26 protein-coding genes and 1 tRNA gene are annotated in these 25534 nt (G+C 63.6%); 8 read left to right on the top strand and 19 right to left on the bottom strand.

Annotated elements, in window-relative coordinates; all coding sequences use genetic code 11:
- The first annotated feature begins 18 nt into the window (after positions 1–18).
- Positions 19–888, top strand: a complete 870-nt coding sequence (locus tag FJ543_RS08615; RefSeq protein ID WP_140874722.1) for an endonuclease/exonuclease/phosphatase family protein — start codon at positions 19–21, stop codon at positions 886–888.
- Between the two features lie 99 nt (positions 889–987).
- Here FJ543_RS08615 and FJ543_RS08610 read toward each other — a convergent pair whose 3' ends face one another.
- From FJ543_RS08610 to FJ543_RS08600, 3 genes are all read right to left on the bottom strand, one after another.
- Positions 988–1575: a GNAT family protein gene (locus FJ543_RS08610; protein WP_140874720.1), complete on the bottom strand. Its 588-nt coding sequence runs from the start codon at positions 1573–1575 to the stop codon at positions 988–990.
- 118 nt (positions 1576–1693) lie between these two features.
- Entirely contained in the window at positions 1694–1963 is a 270-nt protein-coding gene (gene rpmA, locus FJ543_RS08605) for a 50S ribosomal protein L27 (protein WP_015315190.1), read from the bottom strand.
- Between the two features lie 100 nt (positions 1964–2063).
- Positions 2064–2735, bottom strand: coding sequence for a 50S ribosomal protein L21 (locus FJ543_RS08600; RefSeq protein ID WP_140874718.1), 672 nt, complete (start codon positions 2733–2735; stop codon positions 2064–2066).
- A gap of 325 nt (positions 2736–3060) precedes the next feature.
- Here FJ543_RS08600 and FJ543_RS08595 point away from each other — a divergent pair.
- From FJ543_RS08595 to FJ543_RS08585, 3 genes are all read left to right on the top strand, one after another.
- Positions 3061–3150, top strand: a tRNA-Ser gene (locus FJ543_RS08595).
- Between the two features lie 624 nt (positions 3151–3774).
- Complete coding sequence (locus tag FJ543_RS08590; RefSeq protein ID WP_015315187.1) at positions 3775–4101, top strand: low affinity iron permease family protein; 327 nt, start codon at positions 3775–3777, stop codon at positions 4099–4101.
- Position 4102: 1 nt separating this feature from the next.
- A complete protein-coding gene (locus FJ543_RS08585) occupies positions 4103–5446 on the top strand; it encodes a phospholipase D-like domain-containing protein (protein WP_210243701.1) in 1344 nt (447 codons plus the stop codon).
- A gap of 62 nt (positions 5447–5508) precedes the next feature.
- Here FJ543_RS08585 and recQ read toward each other — a convergent pair whose 3' ends face one another.
- Positions 5509–7344 carry a DNA helicase RecQ gene (gene recQ, locus FJ543_RS08580; protein ID WP_140874714.1) on the bottom strand — a complete coding sequence of 612 codons (1836 nt, stop codon included), beginning with the start codon at positions 7342–7344 and terminating at the stop codon, positions 5509–5511.
- Positions 7345–7581: 237 nt separating this feature from the next.
- On the opposite strand from recQ, the gene FJ543_RS08575 reads away from it, so the two are divergent.
- Positions 7582–9003, top strand: coding sequence for a coniferyl aldehyde dehydrogenase (locus tag FJ543_RS08575; protein ID WP_140874712.1), 1422 nt, complete (start codon positions 7582–7584; stop codon positions 9001–9003).
- 152 nt (positions 9004–9155) lie between these two features.
- On the opposite strand, the gene FJ543_RS08570 is transcribed toward FJ543_RS08575, so the two are convergent.
- The 8 genes from FJ543_RS08570 to uxaC form a co-directional block, all read right to left on the bottom strand.
- Complete coding sequence (locus tag FJ543_RS08570) at positions 9156–9494, bottom strand: cupin domain-containing protein (protein WP_140712433.1); 339 nt, start codon at positions 9492–9494, stop codon at positions 9156–9158.
- A gap of 10 nt (positions 9495–9504) precedes the next feature.
- Entirely contained in the window at positions 9505–10269 is a 765-nt protein-coding gene (gene kduD / locus FJ543_RS08565; RefSeq protein WP_140822660.1) for a 2-dehydro-3-deoxy-D-gluconate 5-dehydrogenase KduD, read from the bottom strand.
- On the bottom strand, positions 10266–11117 hold the full coding sequence (gene kduI, locus FJ543_RS08560) for a 5-dehydro-4-deoxy-D-glucuronate isomerase (protein WP_140874710.1): 852 nt from the start codon (positions 11115–11117) through the stop codon (positions 10266–10268). Before kduI ends, kduD begins: the two co-directional genes overlap by 4 nt.
- Before the next feature lie 22 nt (positions 11118–11139).
- Positions 11140–11913: a FadR/GntR family transcriptional regulator gene (locus FJ543_RS08555; RefSeq protein ID WP_140874708.1), complete on the bottom strand. Its 774-nt coding sequence runs from the start codon at positions 11911–11913 to the stop codon at positions 11140–11142.
- Positions 11914–12027: 114 nt separating this feature from the next.
- Positions 12028–13308, bottom strand: coding sequence for a TRAP transporter large permease (locus FJ543_RS08550; protein ID WP_140712427.1), 1281 nt, complete (start codon positions 13306–13308; stop codon positions 12028–12030).
- Between the two features lie 3 nt (positions 13309–13311).
- The gene (locus tag FJ543_RS08545; RefSeq protein ID WP_041163297.1) at positions 13312–13836 is read right to left on the bottom strand and encodes a TRAP transporter small permease; all 525 of its coding nucleotides are present in this window, start codon (positions 13834–13836) and stop codon (positions 13312–13314) included.
- Positions 13837–13898: 62 nt separating this feature from the next.
- Positions 13899–14879 carry a TRAP transporter substrate-binding protein gene (locus tag FJ543_RS08540; protein WP_140874705.1) on the bottom strand — a complete coding sequence of 327 codons (981 nt, stop codon included), beginning with the start codon at positions 14877–14879 and terminating at the stop codon, positions 13899–13901.
- Positions 14880–14912: 33 nt separating this feature from the next.
- Positions 14913–16325, bottom strand: coding sequence for a glucuronate isomerase (gene uxaC, locus FJ543_RS08535; RefSeq protein WP_181173947.1), 1413 nt, complete (start codon positions 16323–16325; stop codon positions 14913–14915).
- Positions 16326–16475: 150 nt separating this feature from the next.
- Here uxaC and FJ543_RS08530 point away from each other — a divergent pair, with 150 nt between their 5' ends.
- Positions 16476–17984, top strand: coding sequence for a mannitol dehydrogenase family protein (locus tag FJ543_RS08530; protein ID WP_140874703.1), 1509 nt, complete (start codon positions 16476–16478; stop codon positions 17982–17984).
- A 136-nt stretch (positions 17985–18120) separates the two neighbouring features.
- Here FJ543_RS08530 and FJ543_RS08525 read toward each other — a convergent pair whose 3' ends face one another.
- The 7 genes from FJ543_RS08525 to FJ543_RS08495 all read right to left on the bottom strand — a co-directional run bounded on the left by FJ543_RS08525 (position 18121) and on the right by FJ543_RS08495 (position 24762).
- Positions 18121–18528, bottom strand: a complete 408-nt coding sequence (locus tag FJ543_RS08525; protein ID WP_140874701.1) for a F0F1 ATP synthase subunit epsilon — start codon at positions 18526–18528, stop codon at positions 18121–18123.
- Between the two features lie 112 nt (positions 18529–18640).
- Positions 18641–20236 (bottom strand): F0F1 ATP synthase subunit beta, encoded by a 1596-nt coding sequence (atpD, locus tag FJ543_RS08520; RefSeq protein ID WP_181173946.1) that lies wholly within the window; start codon positions 20234–20236, stop codon positions 18641–18643.
- A gap of 70 nt (positions 20237–20306) precedes the next feature.
- Positions 20307–21191 (bottom strand): F0F1 ATP synthase subunit gamma, encoded by an 885-nt coding sequence (locus FJ543_RS08515; protein WP_140662549.1) that lies wholly within the window; start codon positions 21189–21191, stop codon positions 20307–20309.
- Between the two features lie 46 nt (positions 21192–21237).
- Positions 21238–22767 carry a F0F1 ATP synthase subunit alpha gene (atpA, locus tag FJ543_RS08510; protein ID WP_015315171.1) on the bottom strand — a complete coding sequence of 510 codons (1530 nt, stop codon included), beginning with the start codon at positions 22765–22767 and terminating at the stop codon, positions 21238–21240.
- Complete coding sequence (locus FJ543_RS08505) at positions 22767–23327, bottom strand: F0F1 ATP synthase subunit delta (RefSeq protein WP_140874699.1); 561 nt, start codon at positions 23325–23327, stop codon at positions 22767–22769. The genes atpA and FJ543_RS08505 overlap by 1 nt, the downstream gene beginning before the upstream one ends.
- Before the next feature lie 246 nt (positions 23328–23573).
- Positions 23574–23969 carry a DUF4345 family protein gene (locus FJ543_RS08500; RefSeq protein WP_127275645.1) on the bottom strand — a complete coding sequence of 132 codons (396 nt, stop codon included), beginning with the start codon at positions 23967–23969 and terminating at the stop codon, positions 23574–23576.
- Between the two features lie 97 nt (positions 23970–24066).
- Entirely contained in the window at positions 24067–24762 is a 696-nt protein-coding gene (locus tag FJ543_RS08495) for an aspartate/glutamate racemase family protein (RefSeq protein WP_140874697.1), read from the bottom strand.
- Between the two features lie 66 nt (positions 24763–24828).
- On the opposite strand from FJ543_RS08495, the gene FJ543_RS08490 reads away from it, so the two are divergent.
- Both FJ543_RS08490 and FJ543_RS08485 read left to right on the top strand, forming a co-directional pair.
- The gene (locus FJ543_RS08490; RefSeq protein WP_140822670.1) at positions 24829–25071 is read left to right on the top strand and encodes a type II toxin-antitoxin system Phd/YefM family antitoxin; all 243 of its coding nucleotides are present in this window, start codon (positions 24829–24831) and stop codon (positions 25069–25071) included.
- Complete coding sequence (locus tag FJ543_RS08485; protein WP_140874695.1) at positions 25068–25520, top strand: type II toxin-antitoxin system VapC family toxin; 453 nt, start codon at positions 25068–25070, stop codon at positions 25518–25520. Before FJ543_RS08490 ends, FJ543_RS08485 begins: the two co-directional genes overlap by 4 nt.
- The last annotated feature ends 14 nt before the right edge of the window (positions 25521–25534 follow it).

Below are 25534 nucleotides of genomic sequence, written 5' to 3'. Positions count from 1 at the left end.
GGCCGGAGAGACGTCGGAATGAAGCTTGTAACCTACAACATCCAGTACGGCATCGGTCTCGATGGACGCTACGATCTCGGGCGCATCGCCGACGCGGTGCGCGGCGCCGACGTAATCGCGCTGCAGGAGGTCACCCGCAACAATCCCCGGAACGGCAGCCGCGACATGGTGGCCGAGATCGGCGAGGCGCTGCCCGATCATTTCGCCGTCTATGGCAGCAATTTCGAGGCCAATATCGGCTCGCGCATCGAGGACGGCCGCGCCATCACCACGACTTTCCAGCTCGGCAACATGGTCTTGTCGAAAACGCCCATTCATCTGTCGCGCAACCTGTTGTTGCCGCGCAGCCGCAGCTTCGAGATGATGAACTTCCAGCGCGGCGCGCTGGAAGCCCTGATCGAGACGCCGCTTGGTTTCATCCGCTTCTATTCCATCCATCTCGATCACCGCAGCCCGGTCGAACGCGCCAGCCAGATCCAGTTCCTGCGCCAGCGCCTGTTGAATTATGCGCTCGAAGGCGGCGCGCTGTCCGGCGTCGCCGAGATCGGCCTGCCGGAACTGCCGCATCCGGAAGCCTTTGTCGGCATGGGCGATTTCAACATGCTGGCCGGCTCGCCCGAATATGTCGAACTGGCCGGCCGGCCGGACCATGAATTCGGCATGCCGCTGACCGCCGACTTCGCCGTCGATGCCGCCCTGCGCCTCGATGTCGCCGGCGACGATCTCGTCTCCTGGGTCGATCCCAAGGACCCCACCAACGCCAGCCGCCACAAGCGCATCGACTACGTCTTCACCAGCGCGTCGCTTGCCCGGACGCTGAAGCGCCTGTGGGTCGACAGACAATCAGTCGGTTCCGACCACCGGCCGGTCTGGGTCGAACTGGGCTAAGCCCAAGTCCGGTCCCGAGCTGATTTGTACTGTTTCGCCCCACGCGCCAAGGTTTGCCGATATTCAGGTCAGGCCGGCCTCACCTGAATATCGACGCACCTAGAAGTGGATCCAATTGCGCAGGCTCGTCCAGGTTTTCCTGTCGAGCCGATAACGTTCGACCGGCACCTGGCCGGCGACGATCGAATTCAGCATGCCCTGGCCGGCATATTGGAAGCCGCATTTGTGGATGACGCGGCGTGAAGCCGGATTGATGACCCTGGTCGAGGCCTGCAGCACCTGGATCGACGTCTTCTGGAAGGCGAGGTCGACCAGCGCGTGCGCGGCTTCCGTGGCGTAGCCCTTCTTCCAGTAGGGCTCGCCGATCCAGTAGCCGAGCTCAAGGCCGCGATCGGTGGTGTTCAGCCCGGCGCAGCCGACGAAAGTGTCGGTGCCGGCCAGCGTCAAGGCATAGGCGATGCCGGCGCGCCGCGCCTTGGTCATGGCGAGGAAAGCACGTCCCTCGGCCTCCCCATAGGGGTGCGGCATGCGCGCCAGCATCTCGGCAACGTGACGGTTGTCGGCAAGTTCGACCAGTTGCGCGGTATCCCGCTCATCGGGAGCGCGCATCACCAGCCGCTCGGTGACCAGCACCGGGCAATCTATCGCGTAACTTTCGTCTTCTGAATCTTCCGCTTCGGCAACCATTTGAAGTCCTCCAGGCACAAGAAAAAGGGGAGATGGAAACCCATCTCCCCTGATCCTTTTCCTGGTTTTGCCAGACACCGGTCCCGAGATGGGCGCCGGTGTTCTAGTGCGGAACCGGCTACTCCGCGGCTTTGGTAATCGGGTTGACCGATACGTAGGTTCGGCCGTTGGCTTTTTTGTTGAACGTCACGGCGCCGGTTTCGAGCGCGAAAAGGGTGTGGTCCGTGCCCATGCCGACATTGACGCCGGGATGCCAGGTGGTGCCGCGTTGACGAATGATGATGTTGCCCGGGATGACGGCTTCGCCGCCGAACTTCTTCACGCCCAGACGCTTGGAATGCGAGTCGCGACCGTTGCGCGACGAGCCGCCAGCTTTCTTGTGTGCCATCTAACTAACTCCGATGCGCCCATGGGCGCTTGAATGGTCTTATGAACGCGTTCGCGTTCCGTTTCAAGTCCGATCCGGCGACGTTTCGCGCCGGTTCGCCTTACTTCTTGGCCAGCTCCTTGGCCTGCTCGCGCCAGTCCTTGATCTGGTCGGCGCTGAACGGCATGTTCTCGTCGATCTTGGCAACGTCCTTCTCGGTCAGCTTGGCGAGCTGCGCGAAGGTGATGATGCCCTGCTCGGCGAGATCCTTGGCGGCGACCGGGCCGATGCCCTTGATCACGGTCAGGTCGTCCGGCTCGCCCTTCGGCGCCTTGAACAGCGGCGCGGCGACGGCCTCGGCCCTCGCGTCTTCCTTGGGGGCGGCGTCCTTCTTGGCCTTGGCTTCCTTCGGCGCGGCCTCGGGAGCGACCTCAGCCTTGGCTTCCGCCTTGACGGCCGCCTTCTTGGCGGGCTTGGCGCCACCCAGCAGGATCTCGGAGATCCGCACGGTGGTCAAAAGCTGGCGATGGCCGATCTTGCGGCGCGAATTCTGGCGGCGACGCTTCTTGAAAGCGATGACCGTGCGGTTCTTGCCCTGCTCGACGACTTCGGCGGTCACCAGGGCGCCATCGACGAACGGCGCGCCGAACGTGACATTCTCGCCCTCGCCATGAGCGAGCACGTGGTCGATCTCGACGATGTCGCCGACATTGGCTTCGACTTTTTCGATCTTCAGGAGATCGTTGGCGGCAACGCGATACTGCTTACCGCCCGTTTTAATGACTGCGAACATTTTTTGCCTTTCGCTGTTCGGTCGGCCTTGATGAACCGCCTCTGGCGGTTCGGCCGTCTTTTTGTCAGTCTGCGGGTTCAAAAACAAGCGGCGTGGAAGAACCCTCCACGCCGATTGCGCGCTGTCCCTAACCGAAGGTTGCGTGGGAGTCAAGGCAAACGGGCCGGGTTCCCTGCCATGCGGGCGAGACTCCTGCCCAGGACGGAGCGTGGCACTCCGAACGAGGCCCGGACAGGAAGCTGAATTTCCGGTGGATTTGGCCTTGTAACCTGCCCGTTCAGCCGTTATCTAGTGCGCCGCGCCGGCAACGGCCGACCATGACCGCGGAGAGGTGGCAGAGTGGTCGAATGCACCGCACTCGAAATGCGGCATGGGTGCAAGCCCATCGGGGGTTCGAATCCCTCCCTCTCCGCCATTCCCCCAAATAGAAAATGCCGGCGGCATCGGCTACCGCCAATTCGCGGGTTCGTCCCCATCCTCGGCGATAATGATCGCCGACAGGCGCTGACATGCGTGCGGCGGGACGCGACCGGCTGTCGCGGGTCGGAAAATAAGAAGCGATGCCGAGGAACCAAAGCATGTCCCTCAAGTTCGATATCCGTTTCCAGGGGAGATCGAGTTCAGCATGCAAGGTCGAGGGCCAATCAAGGCAGCACTTCGAGCACAGGCCGATGAGGTACGCATCCGCATCGGCATCCTCCAGCAGGAGTTGACCACCAACCGCAAAAGCATGGGAGGCACATTGCGGTTGGGGTACGAGATAAAGTCGAGGAAAGTCCTTCTGGCGCGTCTGGAAAGGGTATTGGCGCAGTACTCGCCGGGCTGCCTGCTTGACGACGTCCCGACGCTGCGGCGCTCCGAGACAGGCCCGCGATCGCAAGGCTCCCATTGCAGCCTCTGACGCTGCAGCCGTTCGAGACAACGCCCAACCCAGACGGATGGTCAGGGCCTGACGGCGCTTTCTGCAGACAACTGTGCCGTACGGCAGCCTCGCCGACGCGCTCGCGGGAACCTGCGTTACCGTGGAAAGTTCCTGCTGATGGCAAATCACCCCATTACCGGCGCGCTCACCTCGATCGGCACGTGGACCTCTCGTCCGGCAGCATTCCTGGTCCTGCTGGCCTATGCGATCTTCTGGATCGTTTTCGACCGGCAAAGCTTGAACTGGCATGGCGCGGCCACGCTCCTCACCTGGGCCATGACGCTCTTCATTCAGCGGGCTGAACATCGCGATACCCAGGCCATTCATGCCAAGTTGGACGAAATGCTGAGATCAAACAGTTCGGCTTCGACCATCACCCGCATCGACGATGAAGAGCCCGAGGACATCGAGAAACATCGCGATCGCAAGCAGCAGGGCGACTGACATGCGCGCTGCCGGTCTCGTGGCGTTCCTGAGGGGCGCGAAGCCAACGCGGTTGGGTCGAAAATTCAGCCCGCTGCTCAAGGGATTAAGCTATGTGGCCGTTGCGGTTGTCGCCGGTCTGGCCACGTTGGCTGCCATAAACCTGACCCCTGAACCGCGGGTTTTGCGGACGATTGTCCCGCATCGCTTCGACGCATCGGATCCGCAGTTCGCGAGGTCGATGAGCAGCTACTCGCTGGGACAGATGTCCGACGCGAACGCGGTGCAGACCCTTGTGAACGGCGACGAGATTTTTCCTTCGATGCTCCGGGCAATCGGCGCGGCCCGGTCCACCATCGATTTTGAGACCTATATCTATTGGTCTGGGGCCGTCGGATATGAATTCGCACAAGCCTTGGCGGCCAAGGCGCGGCAAGGTGTGGAGGTCCGCGTGCTTGTCGACTGGGTCGGCAGCCTGCCTTTCGATGAAAACCTGATCCACATCATGACCGGAGCCGGCGTGAGGTTCCAGCGCTACCGGCCGATCCATTGGTACACATTGGACCGTGTGAACAACCGGACCCATCGCAAACTGCTCATCGTCGACGGACGGGTGGCCTTTACGGGCGGCGTCGGCATCGCCGACAAATGGCGGGGAGACGCCCGCAATCCGGATGAATGGCGCGATACGCACTATCGGATCGAAGGGACCGCCGTACCTGCTTTCCAGGCAGCCTTTGCCGAAAATTGGTTGGAGACGACCGGTGAGACATTGCAGGGTCGGAAGTTCTACCCTCCGCCCGAACCGGCAGGGTCGCTCGGCGCCCAACTGATACTTTCTTCGCAGCCAAATGGCTCGGAGAACATGGAATTGATGATGCTGGCCGCGATAGCCGCCGCCAGGGATCACCTGCGAATCGGAATGGCCTATTTCGTTCCCGACGACATCGCCCTCCAGCAGATCCTGGACGCCAGGAAGCGAGGCGTGTCTGTCGATGTCATTGTTCCCAATGCGCTCACGGACGTGCCGTTGGTTCGGAAGGGCTCGCGCTATTTCTGGGGCGACTTGCTTAGAGCTGGAGTGCGTATCTACGAGTTTCAGCCCACCATGTATCATCCCAAGCTGCTAATCGTTGACGACATCTGGACGAGCTTTGGTTCCACCAATCTGGACGAACGCTCCTTGCGGCTGAACGATGAAGCCAGTCTGAACGTCTACGGCAGGGATTTCGCGAACACGCAGATCGACCTGTTCAACCAAGACCTTGGGAGATCCCGGCAGATCACCCTGGCTGAATGGGAAGCGCGTCCCCTGCGGGAAAAAATTTCGGACTGGCTGGCCAGCAGGCTGCGCTCCCAACTTTGATGACCTGGCTTTTACTGCTCATTCGACCAGCCTGATCAGCCCTACCGCTCGCCATCAGGCTTTCAGCCAGCCTGATGCGCCGCGATCGCGGCCAGAAAAACCGCGCCAAACTCCTTGAGCTTCGCCGCTCCCACGCCATTCACTTCGGCAAACGCGTCGAGGTCGCGCGGGCGGCGGTCGGCCATGTCGATGAGCGTGCGGTCGGAAAACACCACATAGGCCGGCACCTGGCGCTCCTTGGCGAGCCGTAGCCGCAGCGACTTGAGCGCCGCCAGCAGCGAAGCATCGACGCCCTCGGCTCCGGCGCCGGCGCCTTCCCCGGAACGCTTCCTGCCGCGCGCCAGAGGGTCCCGCGTCTCGACGCGATACTGGAATGCAATCTCGCCACGGCCGAGCACGCGGCCGCTTTCGGAGATGGCGAGGCCGCCATGGCCCTCGGGATCCGGCATCAGGAACCCGCCGGCCACCAGTTGCCGGATCAGCGACAGCCACACTGTCTTCCTGTGCGCGGCGCCGGTGCCGAAACTGCTGAGTGTTTGATGACCTCTCGCCAGCACCTTCTCGGTCTCGTGGCCAAGCAGGATATCGATGATATGGGCCGCGCCGAAGCGCTCGCCGCTCTCTGCAACCGCCGCCAGGATCTTCCGCGCTTCGGCACTGCCATCGGCGCGCGGCGCCTGGTCGAGGCAGTTGTCGCAATTGCCGCAGGCCTGGGCCTCTTCGCCGAAATAACCGAGCAGCACCTGGCGGCGGCATTGCGCCGTCTCGCAATAGCCGATCAGCGTGTCGAGCCGGCGGTGCGACCGCCTCTTGTGCTCTGACGAGGCATCCTCGTCGTCGATGAACAGCCGGCGCATGCGGATGTCGCCAAGGCCGTAAAGCATATGCGCCTCGGCCTCGCGTCCGTCGCGGCCGGCACGGCCGATTTCCTGATAATAGGCTTCCAGGCTGCCCGGCATATCGGTGTGGAAGACAAAGGCGACATCAGGCTTGTCGATGCCCATGCCGAACGCGATGGTTGCCACCATGACGACGCCGGACAAGGTCATGAAGGCGTTTTGATTGGCTTCACGCGCCTCCTTGCTCATGCCGGCGTGGTAAGCGAGCGCGGTGACGCCGTTGCGCTTCAGAAAGGCCGCGATCTCTTCCGTTTTCTTGCGCGACAAGCAATAGATGATGCCGCTCTTGCCCGCATGGCGCTCGATGAAGCCGAGCAGCTGGCGCTTGCTGTCCTGCTTGGGCGCGATGGCCAGCTTGATGTTGGGCCGGTCGAAACCGAGCACCAGCGTTTCGACCTGCTCAGCGAACAGGCGGGCGGCGATGTCGGTACGCGTGCTCTCATCGGCAGTCGCCGTCACCGCGATGATCGGCACATTGGCAAAGATACCGCGCAACCGGGACAGATCCTCATATTCGGGCCGGAACGCCGGACCCCATTGCGAGATGCAATGCGCCTCGTCGATGGCGATCAGGCTGACGTGGAGCCTGGAAAGGGCGTCCAGCATGCGCTCGGTCATCAGCCGCTCCGGCGCCAGATAGAGCAGCCGCGTCTGGCCAGATGCCACACGGCGCCAGGCCGCGACATTGGCCTCGCGGTCGAGCGAGGAATTGATCGTATCGGCCGCCACGCCGGCAAGCCGCAGCGCCGCGACCTGGTCCTGCATCAGAGCCACCAGCGGCGAGACGACGAGGGTGAGCCCGCCCAGAACCAGCGCCGGAACCTGGTAGCAGAGCGATTTGCCCGCGCCCGTCGGCATGACGGCCAGCACATGGCGCCCGCTAAGCAGTGTATCCATCACGTCGGCCTGGCCGGGGCGAAAATCGTCGAAGCCGAACACCTCCTTCAGGACGCGCCGCTTGGGATCCCCGGCCCTGATGCCCGCCGCCTGAGCCGGCATCAGACAGTCACCTGGCGGCAAGCGATTTTTCGCGTACGGGAGAGATCGGGGAAGACGGTCAAGGGCAACTCCTTGTGAGGCCTTGGAGTAGCTCACCGCTCATCCCATCACAACAGCCCTCTCAATGCCCTCGGCAACACCGCCGGCGACGCCTTCCCCAGCGGCACACGCACCCCTGATGGATTCCGCCGCGTTGCGATGTAAGCTTGCCCTCGCCGATACGCCACGGAGGGCGCGATGCTGCAGGTGAGACAGGATTTGCTGGGCGAGCGGTTCCGGCTGCAGCGCGCCGCCTTCAAGGCACAACCCTTTCCCGACCTTGGCGTCCGCAAGGACCGGCTGAGGCGCCTGCTGGCGCTGACCGAGCGGCACGAGACCGAAATCTGCGCTGCGATCGATGCCGACTTCGGCGGCCGCTCGGCGCATGAGACCCGCCTGGCCGAACTGTTCGTCGTGCGCGCCGGCATTCGCCATGCGCTCGCCCATGTCGGCGGCTGGATGCGGGAGCGCCGCGTTGCCACCACCTTGCCGTTTCTGCCAGGCAGGAACCGCCTCGTGCCGCAGCCGCTCGGCGTCGTCGGTATCGTGTCTCCCTGGAATTATCCTTTTCAGCTCGCCGTCGCGCCGGTTACGGCCGCGCTTGCCGCCGGCAACCGCGTGCTGGTCAAGCCTTCCGAACTGACGCCGGCTTTTTCCGGGCTGCTGACCAGGCTGGCTGGCGAACATTTCGCCCCGGATGAACTCAGCGTCATCGCCGGCGATGCCGATACGGGGAAAGCCTTCGTCTCGATGCCGTTCGATCATCTGCTGTTCACCGGTTCGACGGCGGTCGGACGCCAGGTTGCGATCGCCGCCGCCGCCAACCTGACCCCGGTCACGCTCGAACTCGGCGGGAAGTCGCCGGCGATCCTCGACCCCTCCTGCGATCTTGACACCGCGGTTGCCAGCGTCGCCTATGGCAAGCTGTTGAATGCCGGGCAGACCTGCATCGCGCCGGACTATTTGCTGGTGCCGAAGGGACAAGCAGGTACGGTCGCCGCGAAGCTCGCAATCGCCATGGCGCGGCTCTACCCCTCGCTGCGCGACAACCCCGACTATACCGCCATCATCAGCGATCGGCATTACCAGCGTCTGCGCGCCATGATCGCGGAAGCGCGCGACACGGGTGCCGATGTCACCGAGATCAACCCGGCCGGCGAGGACCTCGGCAATGCGGGCCGGAAGCTTCCGCCGACCCTGGTCAGCAACGCAGGCTCGGACCTGAAGCTGATGCGCGAGGAGATTTTCGGCCCGGTGCTGCCGATCGTCGAATACGCCACGCTCGACGACGCGATCGCTTATGTGAACCAGGCCGACCGGCCGCTGGCGCTCTACTGGTTCGGCAATGACAGGGGCAACCGCCAGCGCATCCTGCGCGAGACGGTCGCCGGCGGCGTCACCATCAACGACTGCATGCTGCATCTGGTGCAGGAGAACCAGCCCTTCGGCGGCGTCGGCGCCAGCGGCATGGGCGCCTATCACGGCGAATGGGGTTTCCGCACCTTCAGCAAGGAGAAACCGGTCTTCCTGCAGTCGCGCTTGAGCGCAGGGAGCCTTCTGCGGCCGCCCTACGGCAAGACGTTCGAACGGCTTTTCGGCCTGCTCAGGCGCATCACCTGACGCGCATTAAGTCTATCTTCACCATGATGCGGCAGCTTTCGCACTCTGCGGTGATGTTTTGAGTACCGCGGCGCCATTGGCGCCCAGGCAACAACCCGCGCTTCCCTGGAGGCGCGGGTTTTTCGTTGGCCGAGAAATCGTCGGCGACCCGGTCAGGCGAGGAAATCGGCGCGGTGCGGCGTAAAACTGTCGACCAGCCGCCCCGCCTCGAGCGCCTTGACGCCGTGCACCAGGCCGGACGGCACGATGAAGCTGCCGCCGGTCTCGACGATTTCGGTCCGGCCGCCGATGGTCACCTCAAAACGGCCTTCGGCGACATAGCTCGCCTGCACATGCGGATGCGAGTGCAAGGCGCCGACACCACCCTTGTCGAAACCGAATTCGACCATCATCAGTTCGTCGGTGGAGAGGAGAACCCGCCGGCGATTGCCGTCGGGGGTCGGCGTCCAGGCACCCTGGCCGGCATGCGCGAAAATCTTCGGCTCGGTCATCGTCTTCTCCTCATCGCGCCAGCCATCCCCCATCCACCGGCACCACCGCGCCATGCATATAGTTCGAGGCCGGCGCCAGCAGGAAGACGGCGGCATCGCCAATGTCTCCGGGCTCGCCCCAGCGGCCGGCGGGAATGCGCCCGAGGATGGCCGCGCTGCGGTCGGGATCGGCGCGCAGCGCCTGCGTGTTGTTGGTGTCGATATAGCCCGGCGCTATGCCATTGACGTTGATGCCCTTCGCCCCCCACTCGCAGGCGAGCAGCCTGGTGATGCCGAGCACGCCATGCTTGGACGCCGTGTAGGACGCGACGCGGATGCCGCCCTGGAAACTCAGCACCGAGGCGATGTTGACGATCTTGCCCTGGCGTCCACCGGCAAGGAGGCGCCGCGCAAAGGACTGACACAGCAGGAAGACGGACTTCAAATTGACGTCGATCACGTCGTCCCAATCGGCTTCGCCGAGATCGACGGCATCGGCGCGCCGGATGATGCCGGCATTGTTGACCAGCCCGTCGATCGGACCGTTTTGATCCCAGACGCGGTCCAGCATCGGTCCGACTGCTGCCGTGTCGGCAAGATCGATGCTCACCGCCTCGAATTGGCCGCCCACCGCGCCGACCTTGCTCGCGGTGTCGTCCATCGATGAGCGGCCGACGCCGATCACGGCGCCACCGGCGCGCGCGACCGAGATGGCAATGCCTTGGCCGATGCCGGTGTTGGCGCCGGTCACCAGGATGCGCTTGCCGGCCAGGCTGAAGGCGGAGAGGTCGCTCACCGCAGCATGTCCATCGCCACCGGATCGACATCGGTGTAGTCGACATTGTCGCCGGCCATCGCCCAGATGAAGGCATAGTTGGACGTGCCGGCGCCTGAGTGGATCGACCAGCCCGGCGACAGCACCGCCTCCTCGTTGCGCATGACGATGTGACGTGTCTCGTCCGGCTCGCCCATGAAGTGGAAGACGCGGGCCGCCTCGGGCAGGTCGAAATAGAGGTAGGCCTCCATGCGCCGGTCATGCACATGGCATGGCATGGTGTTCCAGATCGAGCCCGGCGCCAGCTGCGTCATGCCGACGACGAGCTGGCAGGTTTTTGTTCCCCCGGCATGGATGAACTGGAAGATCGAGCGCTCGTTGCAGGCCTCCTTGCTGCCGAGATCGAGGCGCTTGGCGTCATCGAGGCGGATCAGCCGGCTGGGATGAGCCTGATGCGCCGGGGCGCTGAGCAGATAGAACTTGGCGGGGTCGTTCCTATCGGCAGAAGCGAAGGAAACCGTGTAGGTGCCCATGCCGAGATAGAGCATGTCGCGCGCCCGCAGGTCGAAGGACTGGCCGCCGGCTTCGATCGTGCCGGCACCGCCGATGTTGACGGCGATCAATTCGCGCCGGTCGAGAAACCCCTTGGTGCCGGTCGGCTTGATCGCTTCCAGTGGCAATGCCGTTGCCGCAGGCACGGCGCCGCCGACGATCATGCGGTCGTAGTGCGTGTAGGTCAGGCTGATGCGCCCGGGCTGGAAGAGATCCTCGATATGGAAATTATGGCGCAGCTCATCCGTTCCCATGGCGGCCGCCGCCGCCGGGTCGATGGCGAAGCGCGATGTGTAGTCGGTGTGGTTCTGGCTCATTTCTGTCCTGGCTTTCGGTGGATCATTCGCCTGCGGCCGCCTTGACCGAGCTGGCGTAGTAGGCCTGCCGCGCCTGCAGCCGCTCGCGGTAACGCTGCTGGCTGGCGCCGAGATGGGTGCGCATCGCCTCGCGCGCGGCTTCGGCATCGCCTGCCGTGATCGCGTTCAGGATCACCAGATGCTCGCGCTGCAGCCCGCGCTGGTAGCTGTCGGACTGCGCCAGTTCGGTCGACCAGGGCGAGGTCACGTCGCACGGAATGGCGCGCCGGCCGAGCACGTCGAGCATCTCGACATAGAAGGGGTTATTGGTGGCGCTGGCGATGGCGCGATGGAAGGCGAGGTCGGCCGGACCGGTCGGCTGGCTGTCGAGCAGCAGCCGCTCGAACTCGAAGAAGGCTTCCTGGATCGCCGCCTCCTGCGCGGCGTTGCGACGGATGGCAGCGAGCCCAGCCGATTCGATCTCGATCGCCAGCCGCACCTCGAGCACGTTGAGCGCGACCGAATCCTTGGCTCCCATGTCGGCGGCGAGCGCCCCGAACATGGTCGAAATATGCTCTGTGACGAACACCCCGGCGCCCTGTCGCGGCTCGACCAGACCGTCGGCGGCAAGCTTGGCCAGCGCCTCGCGGATGACGGTTCGGCTGACGCCGAAGGTTTCGGTCAGCTGGCCCTCGGTCGGCAGCTTGTGGCCGGGCAGGATCTCGCCCGCCTGCAACTGCTTGCGGATCGCCCCCACGACGGTTTCCGACAGCTTGGGTTTTCTCTCGACCCTGAGGTCGTTTGCGGTATCGGACACCTCGGTAACCTCCTAGTGCAATTCCACGAAAAGTGCGTAGCGGCTTTCCGCGTGGAATTGCGTAAACACAAAGAGTTAGAGCGGTTCAACGATTCCAACGATCGCCGAACCGCTCTAATGGAACAGGCCCGGCAGCCACAATGAGATTTCCGGCACATAGGTGACAAGCATCAGCACGGCGAAGGCGGCGCCGTAGAATGGCCAGATCGAGCGCATCGCGGTCCAGATCGGAATTCGCCCGATGGCGCAGCTGACGAACAGAACAGCGCCGACCGGTGGCGTGCAAAGCCCGATGCCGAGATTGAGGATGAGGATCACGCCGAAATGCACGGGATCGACCCCATAGGCCATGACGACAGGCAGGAAGATCGGCGTCGTGATGATGATCAGCGGCGACATGTCCATGAAGGTGCCGAGAATGAGCAGGACGACGTTGATCAGCAGCAGGATCACCAGCTTGTTGTCGGACACCGACTGCAGAAAGGCGACCAGTGCCGCCGGTACCCTAAGATAGGCGAGCAACCAGCCGAAGGCCGCCGCGCAGCCGATGATCATCAGCACCATGGCCGTGGTGCGCACCGACGCCGTCGTCGCCGCGACGAAGTCGCCCCAGCTCATCGAGCGGTAGATGATCAGCGTCACCAGGAAGGCGTAGACGATGGCGATGCAGGAACTCTCGGTCGCGGTGAAGACACCGGACCTGACGCCACCGAAGATGATGGCGATCAGGATGAGCCCGGGAATGGCCGCGACAAGCAGCTGCAAGGCCCGGCCGAAGCCGGCGAAGGGCTCCGTCGGATATCCCCGGCGGCTGGCGACCCAATAGGCCGTTATCATCAGCGACAACGCCAGCAGCAGACCGGGCAGCACGCCAGCCGTGAACAGGTCGGCGATCGAGATCCGGCCGCCGGCGGAGATCGAATAGATGATCATGTTGTGGGACGGTGGAATGAGAAGCGCGATGATGGCCCCGACCGAGGTGATGTTGACGGCATAGTCGACGCCGTAGCCGCGCGCCTTCATCTGCGGGATCATCAGCCCGCCGACCGCCGACGCATCCGCCACCGCCGAGCCGGAGATGCCACCGAACATGGTCGATGCGGCGATGTTGACCTGCCCCAGACCGCCGCGCAAATGACCGACCAGGGAGCCTGCCAGCGCGACCAGCCGCGCGGCGATACCACCGCGCACCATCAGGTCTCCGGCGAAGATGAAGAACGGGATGGCCATCAGCGAAAAGACGCTGACGCCGGAATTCAGCCGCTGGAACACCACGACCGGCGGCAAGCCAAGCGTGAGGATCGTGGCAAAGCTGGCAACGCCGAGACAGAAGGCGATCGGCGTGCCGATGACCAGCAGGAACACGAAGGTGCCGAAGAGGACGATCAGGGCCATGGTTCACGGCTCCTCGCCGGTTGCATGTATGTCGGCGTCGACGGGCAGGCCGGCAAAGCGCCCGGCCAGCCGTTCCAGCGAAAACAGGCAGACCAGCGCCCCACCCAGGATGACCGGCAGGAAGCTGACGCCGCCCGGCAGGGCAAGTGACGGCATGACCGTGTTCCAGGTCAGCCTGGCCAATTGCACGCCATAGACGATCATGCCGGCGCCGAAGGCCAGCACGACAAGGTCGGAAATGCTGCGCAGTACCGCCTTGGCCGAAACAGGCAGGACATAGAGCAGCACGTCGAAGCCAAGATGGGTGCGTTCGCGCACGCCGACGGCGGCGCCGAGAAAAATGAACCAGCCCATCAGCAGAACCGAGAAGGATTCCGTCCAGCTCGGCGAACGGTTCAACACATAGCGCGAGAAGACCTGCCAGAAGATGATGATCGTCATCAGCGTCAGGCCGGCGCCGCTGATCCAAAGCGCCAGCCTGGCAAGCCCTGACAGGACCCGCTCCGCACCCAGCCAGAATCCTCGCATGGCCGACACGTCCGAAGGCAGCGCGGGGGCCTCCGCGCTGCTCGATCCATTGCCCCTGCCGTTCATTTCTCGGCCTGTATGCGGGCGGCCAGGTCCTTCAGTTCGGGCGTCGACAAGTACTTGTCGTAGACGGGCTTCATCGCGTCGATCAGCGGCTGTTTGTCGATCTCGCTGACCTTGACGCCCGCGGCCTCGACGATGCCGCGCGACTTCTTCTCCTGCGCGTCCCACAGTTCGCGCATCTTGATGACGCTGTCCTTGGCTGCCTGGCGCACGATCGCCTGGTCTTCCGGCGAGAGCTTGTCCCAGCTTGCCTTCGACATGACCAGCACTTCCGGCACGATCTGGTGTTCGTCCATCGTGTAATGCTTGGCCACTTCGTAGTGCTTGGCGGATTCGAAGCTCGGCCAGTTGTTTTCGGCGCCGTCGATGACGCCGGTCTGCAGCGCCGAATAGACTTCGCCATAGGCCATCGGCGTGGCGTTGGCGCCAAGCGCGTTGACCATGTCGACGAACACATCGGACTGGATGACGCGGAACTTCATGCCTTTCATGTCCGCCATCGAGGTAATGTCCTTCTTGGTGTTGTAGAAGGACCGAGCACCGGAATCGTAGAAGGCGAGGCCGACGAGATCATGCGCCTCGAACGCCTTCAGGATCTGGTCGCCGACAGCGCCGTCCATGACGTGGCGCATGTGCTCGACGGAGCGGAACATGTAGGGCAGCGACGGCACGGCGGTCTCCGGCACGATGCCGTTGAACGGTCCCATCGAGACGCGGTCGAGGTCGATGACGCCGGCCTGGGTCTGCTCGATTGTGTCCTTTTCCTCGCCGAGCTGCGCCGAGTGATAGACCTCGATCGAATAGCGGCCGGCGGTGCGCTGCTTGATCAGGTCGCCCATGTACTTGACCGCCTCGACGGTCGGGTAGCCGTCCGGATGGGTATCCGAGGATCGCAGCACGGTTTCGGCGTTGGCAGCGCCGATCAGCAGCGAACCGATGGCGAATGTCGCCGCCGCCGTCAATTTCGAAAAATGCAACATGACTTCCTCCCTTTGAAAATCGAAACGCCCGGCTCAGAGCCGGTACGCATTCTTGGCAAGCGTGTAGGCAAGCTCCTTCGCGAGTTCATGCGCCTCGTCCTCACGCAGCCTGTGCTCGGCGACGAGACGCGCTAGGAACGCACAGTCGACCCGCCGCGCCACGTCGTGGCGGGCCGGTATCGACGGAAAGGCGCGCGTGTCGTCGTTGAAGCCGACCGTGTTGTAGAAGCCGGCGGTCTCGGTGGTCATCTCGCGGAACCGGCGCATGCCTTCCGGGCTGTCGTGGAACCACCAGGCCGGCCCGAGCTTCAGCGCCGGATAGACGCCGGCCAGCGGCGCCAGTTCGCGCGCGTAGCTGGTTTCATCCAGCGTGAACAGGATGACGGTCAGGTCGCGCTCCAGCCCGACGCAGTCCAGTAATGGCTTCAATGCCGTGACATAGTCGGTCCGGGTCGGGATATCGAAACCCTTGTCCCTGCCGAATTTCTGGAAAGCGGAAGCCGAATGATTGCGCATGGAGCCGGGATGGATCTGCATGACCAGCCCGTCGTCCCGGCTCATCTTGGCCATCTCGGTCAGCATCTGCGCGCGAAACAATTTTCGCTCGCGCTCATCCTGCGAGCCGGCGCGGACCCGGTTGAACAGCTCCTGCGCCGCCGCGTTGGAAAGATTGGCGGTCTCCGCCGTCGGATGCCCGTGATCCGACGAAGTCGCGCCGAAGCTCTTGAAGAAGGCGCGCCGCTGGCGATGTGCGTCGAGATAACCAGCCCAGATCCCGGTGTCGCAGCCGGTGATCTCGCCGAGCCGATCGAGATTGGCCGAAAAGCCTTCGAAATCGGGATCGACGACGGCGTCTGGCCGATAGGCAGTGACGACACGGCCCTCCCAGCCGCTGTCGCGGATCATCTGGTGCCATTTGAGATCGTCGAGCGCGCCTTCCGTCGTCGCGATGACCTCGATGTTGAAGCGCTCGAACAGCGCGCGAGGGCGGAAGTTCTCCCACTGCAGCAGCGTTGCGATCGTATCGTAATGGCGGTCGGCGGTCGCGGCACTCAACGGCTCTTCGATGCCGAACAGATGCGCAAGGACATGGTCGAACCACAATCGGGTCGGCGTGCCACGAAAGAGGTAATAGTGTTCGGCGAACAACCGCCAGATCGCCCTGCCGTCGGTCTCGACGGGCTCCCCATCGAGGGTCGGCACGCCGAGAGCCTCCAGCCGCACGCCCTGACTGAACAGCATGCGAAAAATATAGTGGTCCGGCACGATGAGCAGTTGCGCGGGATCGGGGAACGGCTCGTTCAGCGCATACCAGCGCGGGTCGGTATGGCCGTGCGGGCTGATGATGGGCAGATCCTTGATGCCGGCATAGAGAGCGCGGGCGATCGATAGAGGACGCGCCTCGGCTGAAAATAGCAAATCCGTATTGGTCAGTGCCACGGCCATCCTCCGGCTCCATGGGTAGGATCGGTCAGAAATAATGTCAACATACAAAAATTGGATTGTTGTATGATGACTCCTAGGCGAAGCTGAGCATTGTCGGCGGACGCCGTCAGTGTTACCCCGCAAATCGTTCCACGAGATGAGTGCCCACCGATGACAGACCGCCGCCTTTCCAACCGCACGGCGCAGGCATTGCCGGCCAAGGTCGCCGCGCCTCGATATGATCGTGGCGCGATCACGCCGGGCATCGTGCATCTGGGCGTCGGCGCCTTTCACCGCGCACACCAGGCAGCCTATATCGATGAATGCCTGGCGGCCGGCGAAACGGACTGGGGCATATCAGGCGTGTCGTTGCGCAGCGCCGATACGCGCGACGCGCTGGCGCCGCAGGACGGGCTCTACACCTTGGCGGTGCGTGGCAGCGGCGGCGAGAAGCTGCATGTCATCGGCTCGATCGGCTCGCTGCTGGTGGCGCCGGAAGACCCGGAAGCGGTTCTGGCGGTGCTGGCCGATCCGCGTACCCGCATCGTGACGCTGACGATCACCGAGAAAGCCTATTTGCGGGCGGCCGGCGGCGGATTGGACGCGGCGCATGCCGACATCGTCCACGACCTGGCCAATCCGCGAACACCGAAGACGGCGCATGGTTTTCTGACCGAAGCGCTCGCCCGGAGGCTGGCTGCCGGCACCGCGCCCTTTACCGTGCTTTGTTGCGATAACCTGCCGGCCAACGGCGCCACCTTGCACCGGCTGCTGATCGAATTCGCTGCGTTGCGCGATGGCAGTGCCGGTTCGGCGGGCAATGCCGGAATGGCCGCCCACATCGCCGGTCACGTCGCATTTCCCTCAAGCATGGTCGACCGCATCGTGCCGGCCACGACCGACGCCGACAGGGCGCGGATAGCGGGCGAGCTTGGTATCGACGACGCCTGGCCCGTGATGACGGAACCCTTCCGCCAGTGGGTGATCGAGGACGATTTCCCGACGGGCCGTCCGGCCTGGGAAAAATTCGGCGTCACCATGGTTGGGGATGTCGCTCCCTTCGAGGACATGAAGCTGAGGCTGCTCAACGGCGCGCATTCGGGCATCGCCTATCTCGGCCTGCTCTGTGGCCATGCGACGGTCGACAGTGCCTTCGCCGATCCGGCGATCCGGCGGTTCGTCGACGCGCTATGGCAAGAGGCCATAACAACATTGCCGGACGACGCCGGCCTCGACCCATCAGCCTATACCGCCGAGCTTGCCGAGCGTTTTTCGAACACGGCACTTGCCCACCGTACGGCGCAGATCGCCAATGACGGCAGCCAGAAACTGCCGCAGCGCATTATCGCCTCGGCTGTCGAGTGCCTCGAAGCCGGCACCGAGCTGGTCCATCTCACGCTGGTGGTGGCTGCCTGGATCGCCGCCTGCGCGGCGCGCGGAAAGACGTTGCCGGAAGGCCATTTCACCGATCCGCTCGATGCGCCGATGACCGCGCTTTTGGACCAGCAGCTGCCGGCGAACGAAACCGCGACGGCGGTGTTTGACATGGCCGGCTTCGCCCGGGATCACGCCGAGCGCCAGACGCTGATCGAACTCGTGGCCGTCCATCTCGTCCACCTGCGACGAGACGGCCCGACTTTGGCCTTCGCCGCGCTCGGCATAGAAGCCGAAGGACAGTAAGGCGCGAGCGGTTGAGAACCTTGATGTCGGCACGCAACTCCAGCACCGCCGCCACACCCACTCTCACGCCATAATATCCCGACAAACAAAAAAGCGGGGCAAGGCCCCGCTTCAACCCGTTGTCCCGCGACGAGTTTCAGGCCGGCAGGATGGCGCCTTCCAGCGTTGTGAGCTGGCTAAGGAATTGTTCGGCCTTGCTGCGCGCTTGGTCGTCCTTGGCGTCGGCGGCATCTTCCTTGGCTTCCTGGATGCGGCGGGCGAGATCGGCGCGGTCGACATCCTTCACCGCGACAGCCGATTCCGCCAGCAGCGTGCAGCCGGCCGGGACGATGTCGGCGAAGCCGCCGAACACGACATAGCGTTCTTCGCTGCCCGAGGCGCTCTTCACCGTGACGACACCCGGCTTGATCGTGGTCATGACCGGCGCGTGATGAGCCATGACGGTCATCTCGCCTTCGGCGCCCGGGATGACGACCGACTCGACCTCGGCGGAAACCAGCAGGCGCTCCGGGGAAACCAGTTCGAACTTGAAAGCTTCAGCCATGTCAATTTAGTGAGTAGGGAATAGTGAGTAGGAAGTAAGGCGAGAGAACAACTATCCGACTCGCCCAGCTGCTATTCACTACTGACTACTGACTACTCCCTATTCGCTTTATTTACGCCGCTTCAGCCGCCAGGCGCTGTGCCTTCTCGACCGCTTCCTCGATGCCGCCGACCATGTAGAAGGCGGCTTCCGGCAGGTGGTCGTAATCGCCGTTGCAAAGGCCCTTGAAGCCCTTGATGGTGTCGGCGAGGTCGACCAGCTTGCCCGGCGCGCCGGTGAACACTTCGGCGACGAAGAAGGGCTGCGACAGGAAGCGCTCGATCTTGCGGGCGCGGGCCACGGTCTGCTTGTCCTCTTCCGAGAGCTCGTCCATGCCCAGGATGGCGATGATGTCCTGCAGCGACTTGTAGCGCTGGAGGATCGACTGCACCTGGCGGGCGACGCCATAATGCTCGTCGCCGACGACCAGCGGGTCGAGCATGCGCGAGGTCGAGTCCAGCGGATCGACGGCCGGATAGATGCCCTTCTCTGCGATCGAACGGTTGAGCGTCGTCGTCGCGTCAAGGTGAGCGAACGAGGTCGCCGGCGCCGGATCGGTCAAGTCGTCGGCCGGCACGTAGATCGCCTGCACCGAGGTGATCGAGCCCTTGGTGGTGGTGGTGATGCGTTCCTGCAGCGCGCCCATGTCGGTGGCGAGCGTCGGCTGGTAGCCCACGGCCGACGGGATGCGGCCGAGCAGAGCCGACACTTCGGAACCCGCCTGCGTGAAGCGGAAGATGTTGTCGACGAAGAACAGCACGTCCTGGCCCTGGTCGCGGAAATATTCGGCGACCGTCAGGCCGGTCAGGCCGACACGGGCGCGCGCGCCCGGCGGCTCGTTCATCTGGCCGTACACCAGCGCTGCCTTGGAGCCTTCGCCGCCGCCCTTCTTGTTGACGCCGGATTCGATGAACTCGTGATAGAGATCGTTGCCTTCGCGGGTGCGCTCGCCGACGCCGGCGAACACCGAATAGCCGCCATGTGCCTTGGCGATGTTGTTGATCAGTTCCTGGATCAGCACGGTCTTGCCGACGCCGGCGCCGCCGAACAGGCCGATCTTGCCGCCCTTGGCGTAAGGCGCCAAGAGGTCGAGCACCTTGATGCCGGTGATCAGGATCTGGGCTTCCGTCGACTGCTCGACATAGGTCGGAGCCGGCTGATGGATCGAGCGCATTTCGCTTGCGTCGACCGGGCCTTCTTCGTCGACCGGCTCGCCGATGACGTTGATGATGCGGCCGAGCATGCCCGGGCCGACCGGCACGGTGATCGGAGCGCCGGTGTCGCGCACTTCCTGGCCGCGCACCAGACCTTCGGTTGAGTCCATGGCGATGCAGCGCACGGTGTTTTCACCCAGATGCTGGGCTACTTCGAGCACCAGGCGGTTGCCGACATTGGTCGTCTCGAGCGCGTTCAGGATCGCCGGCAGGTGATCGCCGAACTGCACGTCGACAACGGCGCCGATGACCTGGCGAACCTTGCCGACAACGCCGGTGGCTTTCGTGGCCACGGCCTGCGTCTTGGCGGCCACGGCCTTGGCCGGCGCCGCTGCTGCCTTGGCCGGAGCAGCCTTTGCGGCCGCTGCCGGAGCCCTGGCCGCTTTCACGGGGGCTGCTGCCTTGGGGGCTGCCGCCTTCGGAGTTGCCTTCTGGGGGGTCGCTGCTTTCGCCATCGTCTTTACCCTTTTCGTCCTTTGTTTCTCACGCGGTCCGGTTCGCGGGACAGTCACCCGCGGACCGCGCCTAGAGCGCCTCGGCGCCCGAAATGATTTCGATCAGTTCCTTGGTGATCTGCGCCTGCCGCTGGCGGTTGTAGGTGATCGACAGCTTGTTGATCATCTCGCCGGCGTTGCGCGTCGCATTGTCCATGGCGCTCATCTTGGCCCCCATTTCGCCGGCGGCGTTTTCGAGCAGCGCCCGGAAAACCTGCACGGAGATGTTGCGCGGGATGAGGTCGGAGAGGATTTCGCCCGGCTCCGGCTCATATTCATAGACGGCGCTGCCGCCATCCACCGCCGCGGCCGGAGCCGAAGCGGTGCTGGCCGGGATGATCTGCTGCGCGGTCGGGATCTGGCTGATCACCGACCTGAACTGCGAATAGAACAGCGTGCAGATGTCGAAGGCGCCCTCGTTGAAGAGATGGATGACCTTCTTGGCGATCGCATCGGCATTGACGAAGCCGAGCGTCTTGACCTCGCGCAGATCGACACGGTCGATGATCATCGATGCATAGTCGCGGCGCAGGATGTCGAAGCCCTTCTTGCCGACGCAGATGATCTTGACCTGCTTGCCGTCGGCCAGAAGCCGGCGGATGTGATCGCGGGCAAGACGGGCGATCTGCGAATTGAAGCCGCCGCACAGGCCGCGCTCGGCGGTGCAGACCACGAGCAGATGCACGGCGTCCTTGCCGGTGCCCGTCATCAGCGCCGGGGCATCGCCGCCACCGCCGATCGCCTGGGTGATGTTTGCCAGCACGGAACCCATGCGCTCCGAATAGGGACGCGCCGCTTCCGCCGCCTCTTGCGCACGGCGCAGCTTCGCCGCGGCGACCATCTGCATCGCCTTGGTGATCTTCTGCGTCGCCTTGACCGAGGCGATACGGTTACGAAGGTCTTTTAATGAAGGCATGCTTCAAACCTGATCCCGTCTTGTCTCATCCGGACTGGCGCTTCGCTTAGGCGAAGGTCTTGGCGAAGGCGTCGATCTCGGCCTTGAGCTTGGCGCGCAGATCGTCCGAAAGCGCCTTTTCCTTGCGGATGGCGTCGAGAACGTCCTTGCCCGCCGCACGCATGTGGCTGAGCAGGCCGTGCTCGAACTTGCCGACCTGGTTGACCGGCAGCTTGTCGAGATAGCCGTTGACGCCGGCGAAGATCACCGCGACCTGCTCTTCCGTCTTCAGCGGCGAGAACTGCGGCTGCTTCAGGAGTTCGGTCAGGCGCGATCCGCGGTTGAGCAGGCGCTGCGTGGCGGCGTCGAGATCCGAACCGAACTGCGCGAAGGCAGCCATTTCGCGGTACTGCGCGAGCTCGCCCTTGATCGAGCCGGCAACCTGCTTCATCGCCTTGATCTGCGCGGCCGAGCCCACGCGGCTGACCGACAGGCCGACGTTGACGGCCGGACGGATGCCCTGGAAGAACAGGTTGGTTTCGAGGAAGATCTGGCCGTCGGTGATCGAGATCACGTTGGTCGGGATATAGGCCGACACGTCGTTGGCCTGCGTCTCGATGATCGGCAGGGCGGTCAGCGATCCGCCGCCCAGATCGTCGTTGAGCTTGGCAGCGCGCTCGAGCAGGCGCGAGTGCAGGTAGAAGACGTCGCCGGGATAGGCTTCGCGGCCCGGCGGGCGGCGCAGCAACAGCGACATCTGGCGATAGGCGACGGCCTGCTTCGACAGATCGTCATAGCTGATCAGCGCATGCATGCCGTTGTCGCGGAAATATTCGCCCATGGTGCAGCCGGCGAACGGCGCCAGGAACTGCATCGGCGCCGGGTCGGAAGCGGTGGCGGCGATGATGATCGAGTATTCGAGCGCGCCGCGCTCTTCCAGAACCTTGACGAACTGCGCGACGGTCGAACGCTTCTGGCCGACGGCGACGTAGACGCAGTAGAGCTTTTCCTTTTCCGGGCCGTTGTCGTGCACCGACTTCTGGTTGAGCATTGTATCGAGGATGATGGCGGTCTTGCCGGTCTGGCGGTCACCGATGACCAGCTCGCGCTGGCCGCGGCCGACCGGGATCAGCGCGTCGATGGCCTTGAGGCCGGTCGACATCGGCTCGTTGACCGATTTGCGCGGAATGATGCCCGGCGCCTTAACGTCGACACGCTTGCGTTCGGTCGCCTTGATCGGGCCCTTGCCGTCGATCGGGTTGCCGAGCGCGTCGACGACGCGGCCGAGCAGGCCGGGGCCGACGGGAACGTCGACGATGGCGCCGGTGCGCTTGACGATGTCGCCTTCCTTGATGTCGCGGTCGGCGCCGAAGATGACGACGCCGACATTGTCGGCTTCGAGGTTGAGCGCCATGCCGCGGATGCCGCCGGGGAATTCGACCATTTCGCCGGCCTGGACATTGTCGAGGCCATAAACGCGGGCGATACCGTCACCGACGGACAGCACCTGTCCGACTTCGGAGACCTCGGCCTCCTTGCCGAAATTCTTGATCTGGTCTTTCAGAATTGCGGAAATTTCCGCGGCGCGGATGTCCATCAGCCGACCTCTTTCAGTGCAAGCTTGAGCGAATTGAGTTTGGTTTTGAGTGACGTATCGATCTGGCGCGAGCCCATCTTGACCACCAGCCCGCCGAGCAGTGACGGATCGACGGTGACGGAAATGGTCACGTCCTTGCCGGCAACGCCCTTCAGCGCCGCCTTGAGTTCGGCCTGCTGGGCCGCGGTCAGCTCATGAGCCGACGTCACCTCGGCGGCGGCCTCGCCACGGTGTTCAGCGGCGATCTGGCGGAACGCCTTGATCATGCCGGGCACCGCGAACAGGCGGCGGTTCTTGGCGACCACGCGCAGGAAATTGCCGGTCAGGCCGGTGATGCCGGCCTTGTCGGCGATCGCCCCGATGGCCTTGGCCTGGTCCTCGCTGGAGAATACCGGGCTGTTGATCAGCCGGGTCAGGTCGGCACTGCCCGCGAGCATGGCCTCGAAACTGGTGAGGTCGGCCTCGACCTTGGCCACGGAATTTGCCTGCGATGCCAGTTCGAACAGCGAACCGGCATAGCGTTCTGCGACACCTGAGATTGGCGATGACGATTGAGCCACGGACCGTCTTTTCTCTTGTCTGACAGGCCGCAGATTGTTGGCGCGAGCAAAAACTCTGGCTAAATCTTTGACCTTACTGCATTTTTTCAAGCACGGAGGCGCGGCTTCCGCTATCCCCGGCCGAAAGTCGATTGCCGTCTAGCACAGGCATTTTAAGACCGCAATGCGTCGTTCCGCATGGTTTTCAGGCACTATTGTCGCATCCGGCGAAAGATCAGCGTCCTGCGCGCCTGAATACCCCAGGATTCAGGGCACAAAGCCGAAGGCAAAGGCGAGCGGTAAGGCCGCGAGCGCCAATTCCACCACAATGGAAACCCAATTGAAAGGTGTATTGGCGCCGTCCGACATCATCGACAGCAGCCGGCCGAAGGCGGTGAACAGCCAGGAAAATCCGAGCGCCATGTAGACCAGCGGCTGCGCGAGCAGGATGCAGCACAGGCCGACTCCGAGATAGAAGCCCGACATGCGGCCGCGCCCCTCGGCGATCGCCGCCGCCTTCTCGGGTTTCGCCTGCAGGCGCAGGATACGGAACGCCAGCCCCGGCGCCAGGAAAAACAGAAGACCGAGCAGCACGGTGAAGACCGCGCTCGACCAGGCCAGCCATTCGCCCTGGCTCGTCGGCCATGGAAGCGCAAAATCCATCGTGTCCCCTCGAAATGCCTGTTTTGAAAAATCGCCGACATTCTAGCGAAGGAAAGAGCCGGCGCCAGATGGCTTCAGCCACTTTAGGAGACGCGCATCAACCGAGTGCGAATTCCACCGCCGCCCCGGCATGGATGCGCGTCGTGTCGAAAACCGGGATGTCGAAATCATCCTGGCCGATGAGCATGGTGATCTCGGTGCAGCCCATGATCAGGCTGTCGGCGGCTTCGTCGCGGCGCAAGCGGTTTGCCTCGGCGACATAGGCCGCCTTCGAGGCTTCGGTGACGATGCCCTGACAGAGTTCCTCGTAGATGACGCGATGCACCATGTCGCGCCCGGCCGAATCCGGCACCACCGGCGACAGGCCATATTTGTCGGCAAGCCGGCCCTTGTAGAAGTCCTGCTCCATGGTGAACCGCGTTGCCAGCAGCGCCGGCCGCCGCAGGCCGGCCTGCCTGACCGTGGCCGCGGTGGCGTCGGCGATATGGATCAGCGGGATCGACACAGCCGCCTGCACCTGGTCGGCCAGTCTGTGCATGGTGTTGGTGCACAGAAGCAGGCCCTCCGCACCGCCGGCCTCAAGTTTGTGTGCGGCATCGATCAGCAGTGCACCGGCACCGTCCCAGTCGCCATCATGCTGCCGTTCGGCGATCTCGGCGAAATCGAACGACCAGAGCAGCAGCCTCGCCGAATGCAGACCGCCCAGCCGCTCGCGCACGATCTCGTTGAGCAGGCGGTAGTAGATGGCGGTCGATTCCCAGCTCATGCCCCCGAGCAGGCCGAGGGTTTTCATGACGGGCTGTTCCTTTCCCGTACGATTTCTATATTATGACCCCATGAGACCACAAGGAGCTCGGCCATGAAGACAATGCAGGTACGAGAGGCCAAAGCAAGTTTCTCCGCGCTCGTGGAAGCTGCCGAAAACGGCGAGCCTACAATCATCACAAAGCATGGCAAACCTGCCGCGGCGGTTGTACCGATCGAAGAGGCCCGCAAGCTCTACCCGGATCGTAACGACGCCTTCATCGACTTCCTTCTCAAATATCCGGGCGGCATCGTGCTTGAAAGAGATCAATCGATCCTCAGGGATTTTGATTTTTGAACGGATATCTTCTCGACACGTCGGTGTTGTCGGTGTTCGCTCCCGATCGTGCTGCACTTCCGCCCGCTTTCCAGACTTGGCTGTCGCATACGGGGCGGCGCCACACTTGGTATATTCCGGCTATAGCAGCGGCTGAAGTCCAGAAGGGCGTTGCCAAGTTGAGGCGTGCCGGGGGCACTCAGCGAGCGGAACGACTGGAGCGCTGGCTGGACAGTCTGCTGGATGAATTTGATGAACGGCTCCTGTCGGTAGGCTCCGCCATCGCCAGACGGGCGGGAGAAATGGAAGATATGGCGATTGCTCTTGGGCGCAACCCAGGTCTTCCCGATATCCTGATCGCTGCTACCGCGCTTGTGCACGATTTGACGATCCTTACCGCGAACAACCGCCATTTCGACGCTCTGAAGGTCGCAAGTCTGAATCCGTTTGAGGCCGAACTCGGCGCCTAACGAGATGTTCAGCG

Origin of the sequence: Mesorhizobium sp. B2-5-7 (genome assembly GCF_006440875.1) — a bacterium.
Taxonomy (GTDB): Bacteria; Pseudomonadota; Alphaproteobacteria; order Rhizobiales; family Rhizobiaceae; genus Mesorhizobium; species Mesorhizobium australicum.
The sequence above is the reverse complement of the archived record's forward strand: the minus strand, read 5'-3'. Positions and strand labels throughout refer to the sequence as shown.